Consider the following 13,086-nt stretch of genomic DNA (forward strand, 5'->3'; position numbering starts at 1 on the left):
GGTCGGGGGTGCGGCGGGCGAGCAGTTCTGCGACGCGGTCGACGCAGCCGGCGGCCAGCGGGCGCAGCCGCTCGTGGCGGAGGGCCGCGACGTACAGCTCGTACTCCAGAGTGACCTGCTGGCGGTCGCCGGCGACGGTGCGTTCGATGAGGGCGGCGAGTTCGGCGGCGAGATCGGCGTCCGGGGGCAGTGCGCGCTCCCATTCCTCCAGGCCGTCCAGCCAGGCGTTGTTTGCCTGGTCGAGGGCGGCCACCAAGAGGTCGTCGAGGCCGGCGAAGTGGTAGGTGGTGGAGCCGAGCGGTACGTCGGCGGCGGCGGCCACCGCGCGGTGGCTGAGCGCGTCGATGCCGCGTTCGCGGGCGATGTCGATGGCGGCGTCGATGATGCGCTGGCGGCGTTCGGGGTCGTGTCGGCGGCGCCTGATCGACGTGGCCATCAGTGGGCGCCGCTGATGTTGAGCAGGACGACTCCGGCGATCACCAAGAGGATGCCGACGATCTTGGCGGCGGTGACCGCCTCCCCGATGAAGATCATGCCGATGGCCGCGATGGCCGCCGTGCCGACGCCGGCCCAGATCGCGTAGGCGGTGCCGACGGACATGGTCTTCAGGGTCTGGGCGAGCAGGGTGAAAGCGACGAGGTAGCCGAAGGCGGTGATCAGGGAGGGCACGAGCCTGGTGAAGCCGTTGCTGTACTTCATCGAGGTGGTGGCGATGACCTCCGCCAGGATCGCGCCGCCGAGCAGTACGTAGGGCATGCGTACAAGCGTACACAACGTTGTGTACGGCCGTACACAACAACCCGCGGGCCGCGCACAACAGAGCGGCCGCACCCCAACCCGGGGTGCGGCCGCTCCGGCCGTCTGTCGGTGAGTGGGCTCAGACGTTGAAGCCCAGGGCGCGCAGCTGCTCGCGGCCCTCGTCGGTGATCTTGTCCGGGCCCCACGGCGGCATCCAGACCCAGTTGATCCGCAGGTCCTTCACGATGCCCTCGGTGGCGGACTTCGCCTGGTCCTCGATCACGTCCGTCAGCGGGCAGGCCGCCGAGGTCAGCGTCATGTCGAGCGTCGCGGTGTTGTCGTCGTCGACGTGCACGCCGTAGATCAGGCCGAGGTTGACGACGTCGATGCCCAGCTCCGGGTCCACGACGTCGTAGAGGGCCTCGCGGACCTCCTCCTCCGTCGCCGGCTTGGTGCCCACGACCTCGGTCGTCTCCTCGGTTGTCTCACTCATGCCGTGCTCTCCTTGGTGTCCGTCTGGCTCGCGCCGTCGCCGCCCAGCGCCTGGGCGGTGGCGTCCTTCCACGCCATCCAGCTGAGCAGGGCGCACTTCACCCGCGCCGGGTACTTGGAGACGCCGGCGAACGCGACCGCGTCCTCCAGCAGGTCCTCCATGGCGTCGTCCGGGGTGAGCTGGCCCTTGGACTGCATCAGCTCCAGGAACGCGTCCTGGATGCGCCGCGCCTCGTCCAGCTCCTTGCCGACCAGCAGCTCGTTGAGCACGGACGCGCTGGCCTGGCTGATCGAACAGCCCTGACCCTCGTAGCTGACGTCCGCGACCTTGTCGCCCTCGTAGCGCACCCGGAGGGTGATCTCGTCACCGCACGTCGGGTTGACGTGGTGCACCTCGGCGTCGCCGTCGCGCAGCCCGCGCCCGTGGGGGTGCTTGTAGTGGTCCAGGATCACGTCCTGGTACATCGAGTCCAGCTTCACGACAGACTCCTCAACTGGTGCGCCATCCTCGCCCGGTCTCTCATCCGAAGAAATTCCGTACGTGCTCCAGGCCCTCGACCAGGGCGTCCACCTCGGCCGGCGTGGAGTACAGATAGAACGACGCTCTCGTCGTCGCGGGAATTCCGTAGCGGAGGCAGACCGGCCGCGCGCAGTGGTGTCCGACCCGGACGGCGATGCCCTGCTCGTCCAGGACCTGGCCCACGTCGTGCGGATGGATGTCGCCCAGCACGAAGGAGATCGCCGCGCCCCGGTCCTCGGCCGTGGTGGGGCCGATGATCCGCAGGTCGGGCACCTCCGCCAGGCGCTGGACGGCGTACTCGGTGATCGCGTGCTCGTGCGCGGCGATCTTGTCCATGCCGATGCCGGAGAGGTAGTCCACGGCCGCGCCGAGACCGACCGCCTGTGCGATCGGCGGGGTGCCGGCCTCGAACTTGTGCGGCGCGGGCGCGTAGGTGGAGGAGTGCATCGAGACGGTCTCGATCATCTCGCCGCCGCCGAGGAAGGGCGGCAGGTCCTCCAGGAGCTCCTGCCGTCCCCACAGCACGCCGATGCCGGTCGGACCGCACATCTTGTGTCCGGTGAAGGCGACGAAGTCGGCCTGGATGGCCTGCACGTCGAACGGCATGTGGGGTACGGCCTGCGAGGCGTCCACCACGACCAGCGCGCCGACCTCCTGGGCACGCCGGACGATCTCCTCGACCGGGTTGACCGTGCCCATGATGTTGGAGACCAGGGTGAAGGAGACGACCTTCGTGCGCTCGGTGATGACCTCGTCGATGTTCGAGAGGTCGAGCCGGCCGTCGTCGGTGAGCCCGAACCACCTCAGCTTCGCGCCGGTGCGCTGCGCGAGCAGCTGCCACGGCACGATGTTGGAGTGGTGCTCCATCTCCGTGATGGCGATCTCGGTGTTCTGGTCCACCCGGTAGGGCTCGTCGGCCCAGCCGAGCATGTTGGCCACCAGGTTCAGGGACTCCGAGGCGTTCTTGGTGAAGATCACCTCGTCCCGGCTGGGCGCGTTGACAAACGCCGCGACCTTGTCGCGCGCGCCCTCGTACAGCGCCGTCGCCTCCTCGGCGAGCACGTGCACGCCGCGGTGGACGTTGGCGTTGTGCCGCTCGTAGTAGTCGTTCAGCGCGTCGAGCACCTGGCGCGGCTTCTGCGAGGTCGCCGCGTTGTCCAGGTACACGAGCTTCTTCCCGTCGTGGATCACGCGGTCCAGGACGGGGAAGTCCTTGCGAATCGCCTCGGTGTCGAGGAGGCCGGGCAGTCCACGGCGGGAAGAACTGGTCACGTGGCGGCGCCACCCTTCACGTACTGCTCGTAGCCCTCGGCCTCGAGCTTGTCGGCCAGCTCCGCGCCGCCGGACTCGACGATGCGGCCCTTGGCGAAGACGTGCACGTGGTCGGGCTTGATGTAACGAAGGATACGCGTGTAGTGGGTGATCAGCAGGGTGCCGACCTCACCGGACTCGCGGACCCGGTTCACGCCCTCGGAGACGACACGCAGGGCGTCGACGTCGAGGCCGGAGTCGGTCTCGTCGAGGATGGCGACCTTCGGCTTCAGCAGTTCGAGCTGGAGGATCTCGTGCCGCTTCTTCTCACCGCCGGAGAAGCCCTCGTTGACGTTGCGCTCGGCGAAGGCGGGGTCCATGTGAAGGCGCTCCATGGCCTCCTTGACCTCCTTCACCCAGGTGCGCAGCTTGGGGGCCTCGCCGCGCACGGCGGTGGCGGCGGTGCGCAGGAAGTTCGACACCGAGACGCCGGGCACCTCGACCGGGTACTGCATGGCGAGGAACAGGCCGGCGCGGGCCCGCTCGTCCACGGACATCTCCAGGACGTCCTCGCCGTCGAGGGTGACGGTGCCGCCGGTGATCGTGTACTTGGGGTGACCGGCCAGCGAGTAGGCGAGCGTCGACTTGCCGGAGCCGTTGGGCCCCATGATGGCGTGCGTCTCGCCCTGCTTCACGGTCAGGTCGACCCCGCGCAGGATCTCTTCGGCGCCGCCCTCCGTGTCGACGGAAACGTGCAGGTCGCGAATCTCAAGGGTTGCCATGGGGACTTCAGGACTCCTGGGTGACGGAGACGAGCACGGCCGCGTCGGGCCCTTCGCCTTCGATCTTGACGGGGTATACGGGAACGGGCTGGGTGGCGGGCAGGCCGGAGGGCTTGCCGGTGCGCAGGTCGAAGCTGGAGCCGTGCAGCCAGCACTCGATGGCGCAGTCCTCCACCTCGCCCTCGGAGAGGGAGACGTTGGCGTGCGAGCAGATGTCGTAGATCGCGAACACCTCGCCCGCGGTGCGCACCAGCGATATCGGCGTGCCGTCGACCTCCACCCGCTTGGGGGTGTCCTCCTCGAGCTCCGCCAGGCTCGCCACTCTCACGAACGCACTCATGCGACCGAGGCCTCCAGCTCGGCGTCGATCTTGGCCAGCAGCCGCTCCTGGACGTCCGCGAGGCCGATCTGCTGGACCAGCTCGGCGAAGAAGCCGCGCACCACCAGGCGCCGCGCCTCGTCCGCCGGGACACCGCGCGACATCAGGTAGAACAGCTGCTCGTCGTCGAAGCGGCCGGTCGCCGAGGCATGGCCGGCGCCGACGATCTCGCCGGTCTCGATCTCCAGGTTGGGGACCGAGTCGACCCGGGCGCCGTCGGTCAGCACCAGGTTGCGGTTGAGCTCGTAGGTGTCCGTGCCGGTCGCGGCCTTGCGGATCAGCACGTCGCCGATCCACACGGCGTGCGCGTCCTGGCCCTGCAGCGCGCCCTTGTAGGCGACGTTGCTGCGGCAGTTCGGCGTGTCGTGGTCGACCAGCAGGCGGTGCTCCTGGTGCTGCCCGTTGTCGGTGAAGAAGAGCCCGTACAGCTCCGCCTCGCCGCCGGGGCCGGCGTAGTTCACCCGGGGGTGCAGCCGGACCACGTCGCCGCCGAAGGTGATCACCACGGACTTGAAGGTGGCGTCCCGGCCGACCAGCGCGTTGTGCTGGGAGCAGTGCACGGCGGTGTCGTCCCAGTCCTGGACGGAGACGACGGTCAGCTTGGCGCCGTCACCGAGCACGTACTCGACGTTGGCCGCGCGCACGCCGTCACCGGTGTGGTCGATGACGATGACCGCCTCGGCGAAGGCGCCCAGCTCGAAGACGGTGTGCCCGAAGGTGGTGCCGCCCTGGCCGTGCAGGCTGACCCGCACCGGCTCGGTCAGCACGGCCTCCTTGGGCACGGTGACGACCGTGGCGCGCTCGAAGGAGCTGTACGCCTGCGCCGCGACCCGGTCCACCGGCTTGCCGGCGCGGCCGAGCCGGCTGTCGTCCCGGCCGACGGTCTCGACGGTGACGACGTCGGGGGCGGAGATCTCCGCCTTGATCCCGCCGGACGCCTCGGCGGTGCCGTCGTGCAGGCCGCGCAGCCGCTCCAGCGGGGTGAAGCGCCACTCCTCCTCGCGGCCGTGCGGCACGGGGAAGTCCGCCACGTCGAAGGACGGCGGGGCGCTCATCCGGGTGGCGACGGTGGACTCGGCCGCCACCGCGATGGAACCGGAGGTGGTGGCACCTGCCGGAAGACTCTGATCGGCCATGGCTGTTGTCGTGCTCTCTTTCTGCCTGTCGGTTGCGAGCGGGGTGCGGGGGTCGACGCGCGGGGCGTCAGCCCACCGCGCCCTCCATCTGGAGCTCGATCAGCCGGTTGAGTTCCAGCGCGTACTCCATCGGCAGCTCCTTGGCGATCGGCTCGACGAAGCCGCGCACGATCATGGCCATCGCCTCGTCCTCGGCCATGCCCCGGCTCATCAGGTAGAAGAGCTGGTCGTCGCTGACCTTGGAGACGGTCGCCTCGTGGCCCATCGTCACGTCGTCCTCGCGGACGTCGACGTAGGGGTAGGTGTCCGAGCGGGAGATCGAGTCCACCAGCAGCGCGTCGCACAGCACGTTGGACTTCGAGCCCGCGGCGCCCTCGCCGATCTCGATCAGGCCGCGGTAGGAGGTGCGGCCGCCGCCCCGGGCCACCGACTTGGAGACGATGTTCGAGGAGGTGTTGGGCGCCATGTGCACCATCTTGGCGCCGGCGTCCTGGTGCTGGCCCTCGCCCGCGAACGCCACCGAGAGCGTCTCGCCCTTGGCGTGCTCGCCCATCAGGTAGACGGCCGGGTACTTCATGGTCACCTTGGAGCCGATGTTGCCGTCGACCCACTCCATGGTGGCGCCCTCGTAGGCCACGGCCCGCTTGGTCACCAGGTTGTAGACGTTGTTCGACCAGTTCTGGATGGTCGTGTAGCGGCAGCGGCCGCCCTTCTTGACGATGATCTCCACGACCGCCGAGTGCAGCGAGTCGGAGTTGTAGATCGGCGCGGTGCAGCCCTCGACGTAGTGCACGTAGGCGTTCTCGTCGACGATGATCAGCGTCCGCTCGAACTGGCCCATGTTCTCGGTGTTGATCCGGAAGTAGGCCTGGAGCGGAATGTCCACGTGCACGCCCGGCGGCACGTAGATGAAGGAGCCGCCGGACCACACGGCGGTGTTCAGCGCGGCGAACTTGTTGTCGCCGGCCGGGATGACCGTGCCGAAGTGCTCCTGGAACAGCTCGGGGTGCTCGCGCAGCGCGGTGTCGGTGTCCAGGAAGAGGACGCCCTGCTTCTCCAGGTCCTCACGGATCTGGTGGTAGACCACCTCGGACTCGTACTGGGCCGCGACACCGGCGACCAGCCGCTGCTTCTCCGCCTCGGGGATGCCCAGCTTGTCGTAGGTGTTCTTGATGTCCTCCGGCAGGTCCTCCCAGCTCTGGGCCTGCTTCTCGGTGGACCGCACGAAGTACTTGATGTTGTCGAAGTCGATGCCCGACAGGTCCGAGCCCCAGTTCGGCATCGGCTTCTTGTCGAACAGGCGCAGGCCCTTCAGCCGCGTCTTCAGCATCCACTCCGGCTCGGACTTCTTGCCGGAGATGTCGCGGACGACGTCCTCGGAGAGGCCACGCTTGGCCGAGGCGCCGGCCGCGTCGGGGTCGGCCCAGCCGTACTCGTACTTGCCCAGCCCCTCGAGTTCGGGGTGGGCAGTCTCCGTGGGGAGAGTCATGCGGGGTTCCTCCCGGCTGTGCGTGTGGATGCGTTGCTGGTCTTGGGGCTGGTGCTGGTCTGCGGTTGTTCGGGGGGCTGCCCCGGGTCCTGGTGGGGCGGCGTCTGGCTCTCGGCGCCGTGGCGCGGGCCCGGCCTGCTCGCCCGGGGGACGAAGGTGGTGCACACCCCGTCGCCGTGGGCGATGGTGGCCAGCCGCTGCACATGGGTGCCGAGGAGGCGGGAGAACAGCTCCGTCTCCGCCTCGCACAGCTGCGGAAACCGCTCCGCGGCGTGCGCCACCGGGCAGTGGTGCTGGCAGAGCTGCTCGCCCGTGGACGCCGGCGCGCCGCGTGCCGTGGCAGCGTACCCGTCCTCGGTGAGCGCTTCGGCCAGAACCCTGGTCCGCTCGTCGGGGGCGGCGTTCTCCACCCGCTCGCGGAAGCGCTCGGCCTGCGCGGCCACCCGGGCCCGGGCGAACGCGGCCACCGCGGCCTCGCCGGCCGCGCCGCCGCCGGCGGCCTGCGCGATCCAGCGCATGGCGTCGGTGGCGAGCTCGTCGTACGCCTGGTCGAAGGCGTCCCGACCGCAGTCGGTCAGGGCGAACACCTTCGCGGGGCGCCCCCGGCCGCGTGAGCCGTAGACCCGCTGGGCGCGGGCCTCGACGACCCCCTCGGCGACCAGGGCGTCCAGGTGCCGGCGGACCGCCGCCTGGGTCAGTTCCAGCCGCTCGGCCAGTTCGGCGGCGGTGGACGGACCGTGGTCCAGGATGGAACGGGCCACCTTGTTGCGGGTGCCGTGCTGCTCGTCGGCGGGGGCGGGCAGGCCGCCGCCGGTGGCGGCATGGGTGGCCGTCACCTGCTGCTGAGCAGTGCCCGCGTTTTTCACAACGTCATTGTTGCGTAATTCGCGGAGACGCGGCAAGCCGCGTCCGGGACCCGGACGGATGGGGTGCGTCACGTAAGGCAAGCCTTACCCGAAGCGGTCGGGCGGCGGCCCGCCGACCCCGGCGCCCGGCACCGCCGCCGGGCTTTCTAGACTCGACGGTATGCACACGACGGCGGCCGTCGAGGTCGCGGGCCTGGTGAAGCGCTACGGGCGGAAGACGGCGGTGGACGGCCTCGACCTCACCGTGGCCCAAGGCTCGATCACGGCGGTACTGGGCCCCAACGGCGCCGGTAAGACGACAACCGTGGAGACCTGCGAAGGCTATCGGCGCCCCGACGCCGGCACCGTCCGCGTCCTCGGTCTCGACCCGCTCGCCCAGGCGGCCGAGTTGCGCCCGCGCATCGGCGTGATGCTCCAGAACGGCGGCGTCTACCCCGGCGTACGCGCCATGGAGATGCTGCGGCACACCGCCCGGCTGCACCGCCACCCGCTGGACGTCGACAAGCTCGCCGAACGGCTCGGGCTCGGCGGCTGCGGCCGCACGCCCTACCGGCGGCTGTCCGGCGGCCAGCAGCGCCGACTGGCGCTGGCGATGGCCGTGGTCGGCCGCCCGGAGCTGGTCTTCCTCGACGAGCCGACGGCCGGTCTCGACCCGCAGGCCCGCCGCGCGACCTGGGAACTGGTGAGCGCGCTGCGCGCCGACGGCGTGACGGTCGTCCTCACCACGCACCACATGGAGGAGGCCGAGGAGCTGGCCGACCGTGTCGCCATCGTGGACGCCGGCCGGGTCGTCGCCGAGGGCAGCCCGCGGGAGCTGTGCCGGGGCCGGGCCGAGAACACACTGAGCTTCGTCGGCCCGCCGGGCCTCGACCTGGAGTCGCTGCTCCAGGCGCTGCCCGCCGACTGCGCGGTCGGCGAGGCGGCGGCAGGCAGCTACCGGGTCACCGGCGACGTGGGCCCCGAGCTGCTCGCCACCGTCACCTCCTGGTGCGCCCAGCACGGCGTGCTGCCCGAACGGATCGCGATCGAGCGGCAGACCCTGGAGGACGTCTTCCTCGAACTCACAGGCAAGGAGCTGCGCGGGTGAGCACCCCCACAGGCGCCCCGGAAGGCGTTCGGGCACCCGGCGCGTTCACCCCCCGCCCGGGCGCTGCCCCGGTCGGCCGGATGATCGTCGCCCAGGCCCTGCTGGAGACGCGGATGCTGCTGCGCCACGGCGAGCAGCTGCTGCTGACCGTGGTCATCCCGACGCTGCTGCTGGTGCTGTTCAGCACCGTGGAGATCGTGGACACCGGGGCGGGCGAGCCGGTGGACTTCCTCGCCCCCGGGGTGCTCGCGCTCGCGGTGCTCTCCACCGCCTTCACGGGTCAGGCGATCTCCACCGGCTTCGAGCGGCGCTACGGCGTACTGAAGCGGCTGGGCGCCTCACCGCTGCCCCGCTGGGCGCTGATGTGCGCGAAGTCGGCGTCCGTGCTGATCGTCGAGGTGCTGCAGATCGCGCTGCTCACGGCGGTGGCGCTGTCGCTCGGCTGGTCGCCGAAGGGGGGCGTGGTCGGTGCGCTGGCGGTGGCGGCGCTGCTACTGGCCGGGACGGCCGCGTTCTCAGGGCTGGGGCTGCTGATGGCCGGCACGCTGCGGGCGGAGGCGACGCTGGCGGCGGCGAACCTGGTGTTCGTGCTGCTGCTGGTGTGCGGCGGCGTGGTGGTGCCCCTGGAGCGCTTCCCGGAGGCGGCGCAGACGGTGTTGGGCGCGCTGCCGGTGGCGGCGCTCGCCGACGGGCTGCGGGAGGTCCTGCAGCACGGCGCCGGGGTGCCCTGGGGGGCGCTGGCGGTGCTGGTCGGCTGGGCGGTGGCCGGGCTGGGTCTGGCCGCGCGCTTCTTTCGCTGGGAGTAGCGGCTTCCGCCGGGAGTGGGCAGAGCGTCGGAGTGAGCGGTACCGAGGGCGGCCCGAGCGGGCCGCCCTCGGTCGTGTGCGTTCAGCCGCCGACCGGCGGCAGCAGGTCGCCCGGGAGCCGAGAGGCGGCCGCGAGGTCGAGCAGCCACAGCGTGCGCCGCTGCCCGTACACTCCGGCGGCCGGCGCCTGGACCTCTCCGGCGCCGGACAGCGCCAGGGCTGCCGCCTGCGCCTTGTCCTCCCCGGCGGCCAGCAGCCACACCTCGCGGGCCGACCGGATCGCCGGCAGGGTCAGCGAGATCCGGGTGGGCGGCGGCTTGGGCGCGCCGTGCACGCCGACCACCGTGCGCTCGGTCTCCCGGACGGCGGGCAGCTCCGGGAAGAGGGACGCGACGTGGGTGTCCGGGCCGAGCCCGAGCAGCAGCACGTCGAACTCCGGGACCCGGCCGTCGTGCGCGCCGGGTCCGGCAGCGGCCGCCGCCTTGGCGAGTTCGGCGGCGTAGGCGGCGGCCGCCGTGTCCGCCGCCTCGGGCCCTTCGCCCCAGGGGCCGTCGGACGCCGGCATGGGGTGCACCCTGGCCGGGTCGAGGTCGACGGCGTCCAGCAGCGCCTGGCGGGCCAGAGTGTGGTTGCGGTCCGGGTCGCCGTCCGGCAGGAACCGTTCGTCGCCCCACCACAGGTCGAGCCGGGACCAGTCGATGGTGTCGCGGGCCGGGGACTCGGCGAGGGCGGCGAGCAGCGCGTTGCCGTTGCGCCCGCCGGTGAGGACCACCGAGGCGTGGCCGCGTTCGCTCTGCGCCTCCAGCACCGTGGCCGCCAGCCGGGCGGCCGCCTTGACGGCCAGCTCGACCCCGTCGTGGTGGACGAACACCTGCGGGTCGGACGTCATCGCGCCACCGCCTTCGGTTTGTCGTCGTCGCCCGGTCCGCTCGGGTTCTCCGAGGAGCCGGCGTCGTTCCCGGCGGTACCGGCGTTCCTGCCGCCGGCCTGGCGGGTGCGCTTGGCGCCCTTGGCCCGGCCGGTCGCCGCGGCGGCGTCGGTCGGGGCGTCGGTCGGGGCGTCGGTCTGCTCGGACGGTCGGCCGAGCCGGTCGAGGCCGAAGCACAGCGCCTCGTGGTACGTCTCGTCCGGGTCGAGGCGGCGCAGCTCCTCGGCGATCAGCTCCGCCGTCGAGCGGCGGTGCAGCGCCACGTGCCGGTCGGGCTGGCCGGGGACGGCCAGTTCGGCCAGCCGCTCGTCCGGGCGGTCCAGGCAGATCTGGCCGTCGGCCGTGTTGAGGCGGACCGCGGTGATGCCGGGGCCGTCGGAGACGGCCCGCTCCACCGGGACGCCGAGCCGGGCGGCCAGCCACAGGGCGAGCAGTTCGGTGCTCGGGTTGTACTCCTCGCCCTCGACGACGGCGCCGCTGATCTTTCCGTGCCGCTGGTCGAGTGCGGCGGCGAGCACGCTGCGCCAGGGGGTGATCCGGGTCCACGCCAGGTCGGTGTCGCCGGGCGCGTACGTCTCGGCGCGGCGCGCCAGCGTGGCGACCGGGTCCTCGGTGGCCGCCGCGTCGGTGATGCGCCGCTGGGCGAGCGTGCCCAGCAGGTCGGCGGACGGGTTGGCCGGTGCGTCCTCGGGCCACCACACGACCACCGGGGCGTCCGGCAGCAGCAGCGGCAGCACCACGCTGTAGGCGTGCGAGGCCAGCTCGCCGTGCAGCCGCAGCAGCACGGTCTCGCCGGTGCCCGTCTCACCGCCCATGCGGACCTCGGCGTCCAGCCGGGCGGCGGCCCGGTCGCGCGGCGAGCGGCCAGGCCGCCGGATGACCACCAGGATCCGCGACGGGTGCTCCTTGGAGGCGTCGTTCGCGGCCTTCAGCGCGTCGTAGTGGTTGCCCTCGTCGGTGACGATGACCAGGGTGAGCACCATGCCCACGGCCGGGAAGCCGGCCGCCCGGCGCACCCGGACCAGGGCCGCGTTGATCTGGCTGGACGTGGTGTTGGTCAGTTCCGTGTTCATGGCCGGCGCCAGCTCCTGCCGTCACGTTTGAGCATCTCGTCGGCCGCCTTGGGCCCCCAGGTCCCGGCGACGTAGGGCTCGGGTCTCCCGTGCGCCTCCCAGTACTCCTCGACCGGGTCGAGGATCTCCCAGGACCGCTCGACCTCCTGGTGGCGGGGGAAGAGGTTGGCGTCGCCGAGCAGGACGTCCAGGATCAGCCGCTCGTACGCCTCGGGGCTGGACTCGGTGAAGGACTCGCCGTAGGCGAAGTCCATCGTGACGTCGCGGATCTCCATCGAGGTGCCGGGCACCTTGGAGCCGAAGCGGATGGTCACGCCCTCGTCCGGCTGCACCCGGATGACCAGGGCGTTCTGCCCGAGTTCCTGGGTGTCGGTGGCGTTGAACGGCGAGTAGGGCGCCCGCTGGAAGACCACCGCGATCTCGGTGACCCGGCGGCCGAGACGCTTGCCGGTGCGCAGATAGAACGGCACGCCGGCCCAGCGCCGGTTGTCGATCTCCAGCTTGATGGCGGCGTAGGTGTCGGTCTTGGACTGGGGGTTGATGCCCTCCTCGTCCAGGTAACCGGGCACCTTCTCGCCGCCCTGCCAGCCGGCGGTGTACTGGCCGCGCACGGTGTGCAGGCCCAGGTCGTCCGGCAGCCGTACGGCGTTGAGCACCTTGAGCTTCTCCTGAACCAGCGCCTTGGCGTCGAAGGAGGACGGCTCCTCCATCGCGGTCAGCGCCAGTAGCTGGAGCAGGTGGTTCTGGATGACGTCGCGGGCGGAGCCGATGCCGTCGTAGTAGCCGGCCCGGCCGCCGATGCCGATGTCCTCGGCCATCGTGATCTGCACGTGGTCGACGTAGGAGCGGTTCCACAGCGGTTCGAACATGGTGTTCGCGAACCGCAGCGCCAGGATGTTCTGGACCGTCTCCTTGCCGAGGTAGTGGTCGATCCGGAAGACCTGGCTGGCCCGGAAGACGCCGTAGACGACCTGGTTGAGCTCCTGCGCGCTCTTCAGGTCGTGGCCGAACGGCTTCTCCACCACGGCCCGCCGCCAGGAGCCCTCGGGGGCGTCGGACAGGCCGTGCTTCTTGAGCTGCTGGACGACGGTGGGGAAGAACTTCGGGGGCACGGACAGGTAGAACGCGAAGTTGCCGCCGGTGCCGCGCTCCTTGTCCAGCGCCTCGATGGTGTTCTTCAGGGTGCCGAACGCCTCGTCGTCGTCGAAGACGCCGGGGACGAAGCGCATGCCCTGGGCCAGCTGCTCCCAGACCTCCTCGCGGAAGGGGGTGCGCGCGTGCTCCCGGACGGCGTCCCGGACGACCTGCGCGAAGTCCTCGTGCTCCCAGTCCCGCCGGGCGAAGCCGACGAGGGAGAAGCCCGGCGGCAGCAGCCCCCGGTTGGCGAGGTCGTAGACGGCCGGCATGAGCTTCTTACGGGACAGGTCGCCCGTGACGCCGAAGATGACCAGGCCCGACGGCCCCGCGATGCGCGGGAGCCGCCGGTCCTGGGCGTCACGCAGCAAATTCACCGACGGTACGCCGGATTCGCCGCTCAAC

15 protein-coding genes are annotated in these 13,086 nt (G+C 71.3%); 2 read left to right on the top strand and 13 right to left on the bottom strand.

Features of this window, described 5'->3' with window-relative positions; genetic code table 11:
* The 10 genes from FNX44_RS03150 to FNX44_RS03195 all read right to left on the bottom strand — a co-directional run.
* On the bottom strand, positions 1-436 hold a 436-nt coding region (locus FNX44_RS03150), incomplete at its 3' end, for a TetR/AcrR family transcriptional regulator (RefSeq protein ID WP_143646373.1).
* Entirely contained in the window at positions 436-756 is a 321-nt protein-coding gene (locus tag FNX44_RS03155; protein WP_143646374.1) for a DMT family transporter, read from the bottom strand. The genes FNX44_RS03150 and FNX44_RS03155, both read right to left, overlap by 1 nt.
* Positions 757-877: 121 nt before the next feature.
* A complete protein-coding gene (locus FNX44_RS03160; protein WP_143646375.1) occupies positions 878-1,231 on the bottom strand; it encodes a metal-sulfur cluster assembly factor in 354 nt (117 codons plus the stop codon).
* The gene (gene sufU / locus FNX44_RS03165) at positions 1,228-1,710 is read right to left on the bottom strand and encodes a Fe-S cluster assembly sulfur transfer protein SufU (protein ID WP_143646376.1); all 483 of its coding nucleotides are present in this window, start codon (positions 1,708-1,710) and stop codon (positions 1,228-1,230) included. Before sufU ends, FNX44_RS03160 begins: the two co-directional genes overlap by 4 nt.
* A gap of 40 nt (positions 1,711-1,750) precedes the next feature.
* Positions 1,751-3,022 carry a cysteine desulfurase gene (locus FNX44_RS03170; protein WP_323369038.1) on the bottom strand — a complete coding sequence of 424 codons (1,272 nt, stop codon included), beginning with the start codon at positions 3,020-3,022 and terminating at the stop codon, positions 1,751-1,753.
* Entirely contained in the window at positions 3,019-3,783 is a 765-nt protein-coding gene (gene sufC, locus FNX44_RS03175; protein WP_143646377.1) for a Fe-S cluster assembly ATPase SufC, read from the bottom strand. The genes FNX44_RS03170 and sufC overlap by 4 nt, the downstream gene beginning before the upstream one ends.
* 7 nt (positions 3,784-3,790) lie before the next feature.
* Positions 3,791-4,123: a non-heme iron oxygenase ferredoxin subunit gene (locus FNX44_RS03180; RefSeq protein WP_143646378.1), complete on the bottom strand. Its 333-nt coding sequence runs from the start codon at positions 4,121-4,123 to the stop codon at positions 3,791-3,793.
* Positions 4,120-5,298 carry a Fe-S cluster assembly protein SufD gene (sufD, locus tag FNX44_RS03185; protein WP_143646379.1) on the bottom strand — a complete coding sequence of 393 codons (1,179 nt, stop codon included), beginning with the start codon at positions 5,296-5,298 and terminating at the stop codon, positions 4,120-4,122. Before sufD ends, FNX44_RS03180 begins: the two co-directional genes overlap by 4 nt.
* Positions 5,299-5,365: 67 nt before the next feature.
* Complete coding sequence (gene sufB, locus FNX44_RS03190) at positions 5,366-6,787, bottom strand: Fe-S cluster assembly protein SufB (RefSeq protein WP_143646380.1); 1,422 nt, start codon at positions 6,785-6,787, stop codon at positions 5,366-5,368.
* The gene (locus FNX44_RS03195) at positions 6,784-7,653 is read right to left on the bottom strand and encodes a helix-turn-helix transcriptional regulator (protein ID WP_143646381.1); all 870 of its coding nucleotides are present in this window, start codon (positions 7,651-7,653) and stop codon (positions 6,784-6,786) included. Before FNX44_RS03195 ends, sufB begins: the two co-directional genes overlap by 4 nt.
* Before the next feature lie 160 nt (positions 7,654-7,813).
* Between FNX44_RS03195 and FNX44_RS03200 the strand changes: the two genes are divergently transcribed.
* Positions 7,814-8,740, top strand: coding sequence for an ABC transporter ATP-binding protein (locus FNX44_RS03200; RefSeq protein ID WP_143646382.1), 927 nt, complete (start codon positions 7,814-7,816; stop codon positions 8,738-8,740).
* Between the two features lie 80 nt (positions 8,741-8,820).
* The gene (locus FNX44_RS03205) at positions 8,821-9,546 is read left to right on the top strand and encodes an ABC transporter permease (RefSeq protein ID WP_143646401.1); all 726 of its coding nucleotides are present in this window, start codon (positions 8,821-8,823) and stop codon (positions 9,544-9,546) included.
* Between the two features lie 82 nt (positions 9,547-9,628).
* Here the strand turns inward: FNX44_RS03205 and pgl are convergent, their stop codons facing one another.
* The 3 genes from pgl to zwf are packed head-to-tail and all read right to left on the bottom strand — an operon-like array spanning position 9,629 to position 13,085.
* Entirely contained in the window at positions 9,629-10,435 is an 807-nt protein-coding gene (gene pgl / locus FNX44_RS03210; protein WP_143646383.1) for a 6-phosphogluconolactonase, read from the bottom strand.
* Positions 10,432-11,547, bottom strand: coding sequence for a glucose-6-phosphate dehydrogenase assembly protein OpcA (gene opcA, locus FNX44_RS03215; RefSeq protein ID WP_143646384.1), 1,116 nt, complete (start codon positions 11,545-11,547; stop codon positions 10,432-10,434). The genes pgl and opcA overlap by 4 nt, the downstream gene beginning before the upstream one ends.
* Positions 11,544-13,085, bottom strand: coding sequence for a glucose-6-phosphate dehydrogenase (gene zwf, locus FNX44_RS03220; protein WP_143646385.1), 1,542 nt, complete (start codon positions 13,083-13,085; stop codon positions 11,544-11,546). Before zwf ends, opcA begins: the two co-directional genes overlap by 4 nt.
* Position 13,086: the final 1 nt, after the last annotated feature.

It is taken from the genome of Streptomyces alkaliterrae, assembly GCF_007097205.2.
In the GTDB taxonomy this organism is placed as follows: Bacteria; Actinomycetota; Actinomycetes; order Streptomycetales; family Streptomycetaceae; genus Streptomyces; species Streptomyces alkaliterrae.

Excerpts from the sequence above, each read along its gene's own strand:
- FNX44_RS03155 (WP_143646374.1), bottom strand. The coding sequence starts at position 756 with ATGCCCTACGTACTGCTCGGCGGCGCGATCCTGGCGGAGGTCATCGCC.
- FNX44_RS03160 (WP_143646375.1), bottom strand. The coding sequence starts at position 1,231 with ATGAGTGAGACAACCGAGGAGACGACCGAGGTCGTGGGCACCAAGCCG.
- sufC (WP_143646377.1), bottom strand. The coding sequence starts at position 3,783 with ATGGCAACCCTTGAGATTCGCGACCTGCACGTTTCCGTCGACACGGAG.
- FNX44_RS03180 (WP_143646378.1), bottom strand. The coding sequence starts at position 4,123 with ATGAGTGCGTTCGTGAGAGTGGCGAGCCTGGCGGAGCTCGAGGAGGAC.
- sufD (WP_143646379.1), bottom strand. The coding sequence starts at position 5,298 with ATGGCCGATCAGAGTCTTCCGGCAGGTGCCACCACCTCCGGTTCCATC.
- sufB (WP_143646380.1), bottom strand. The coding sequence starts at position 6,787 with ATGACTCTCCCCACGGAGACTGCCCACCCCGAACTCGAGGGGCTGGGC.
- FNX44_RS03200 (WP_143646382.1), top strand. The coding sequence starts at position 7,814 with ATGCACACGACGGCGGCCGTCGAGGTCGCGGGCCTGGTGAAGCGCTAC.
- FNX44_RS03205 (WP_143646401.1), top strand. The coding sequence starts at position 8,821 with ATGATCGTCGCCCAGGCCCTGCTGGAGACGCGGATGCTGCTGCGCCAC.
- pgl (WP_143646383.1), bottom strand. The coding sequence starts at position 10,435 with ATGACGTCCGACCCGCAGGTGTTCGTCCACCACGACGGGGTCGAGCTG.
- opcA (WP_143646384.1), bottom strand. The coding sequence starts at position 11,547 with ATGAACACGGAACTGACCAACACCACGTCCAGCCAGATCAACGCGGCC.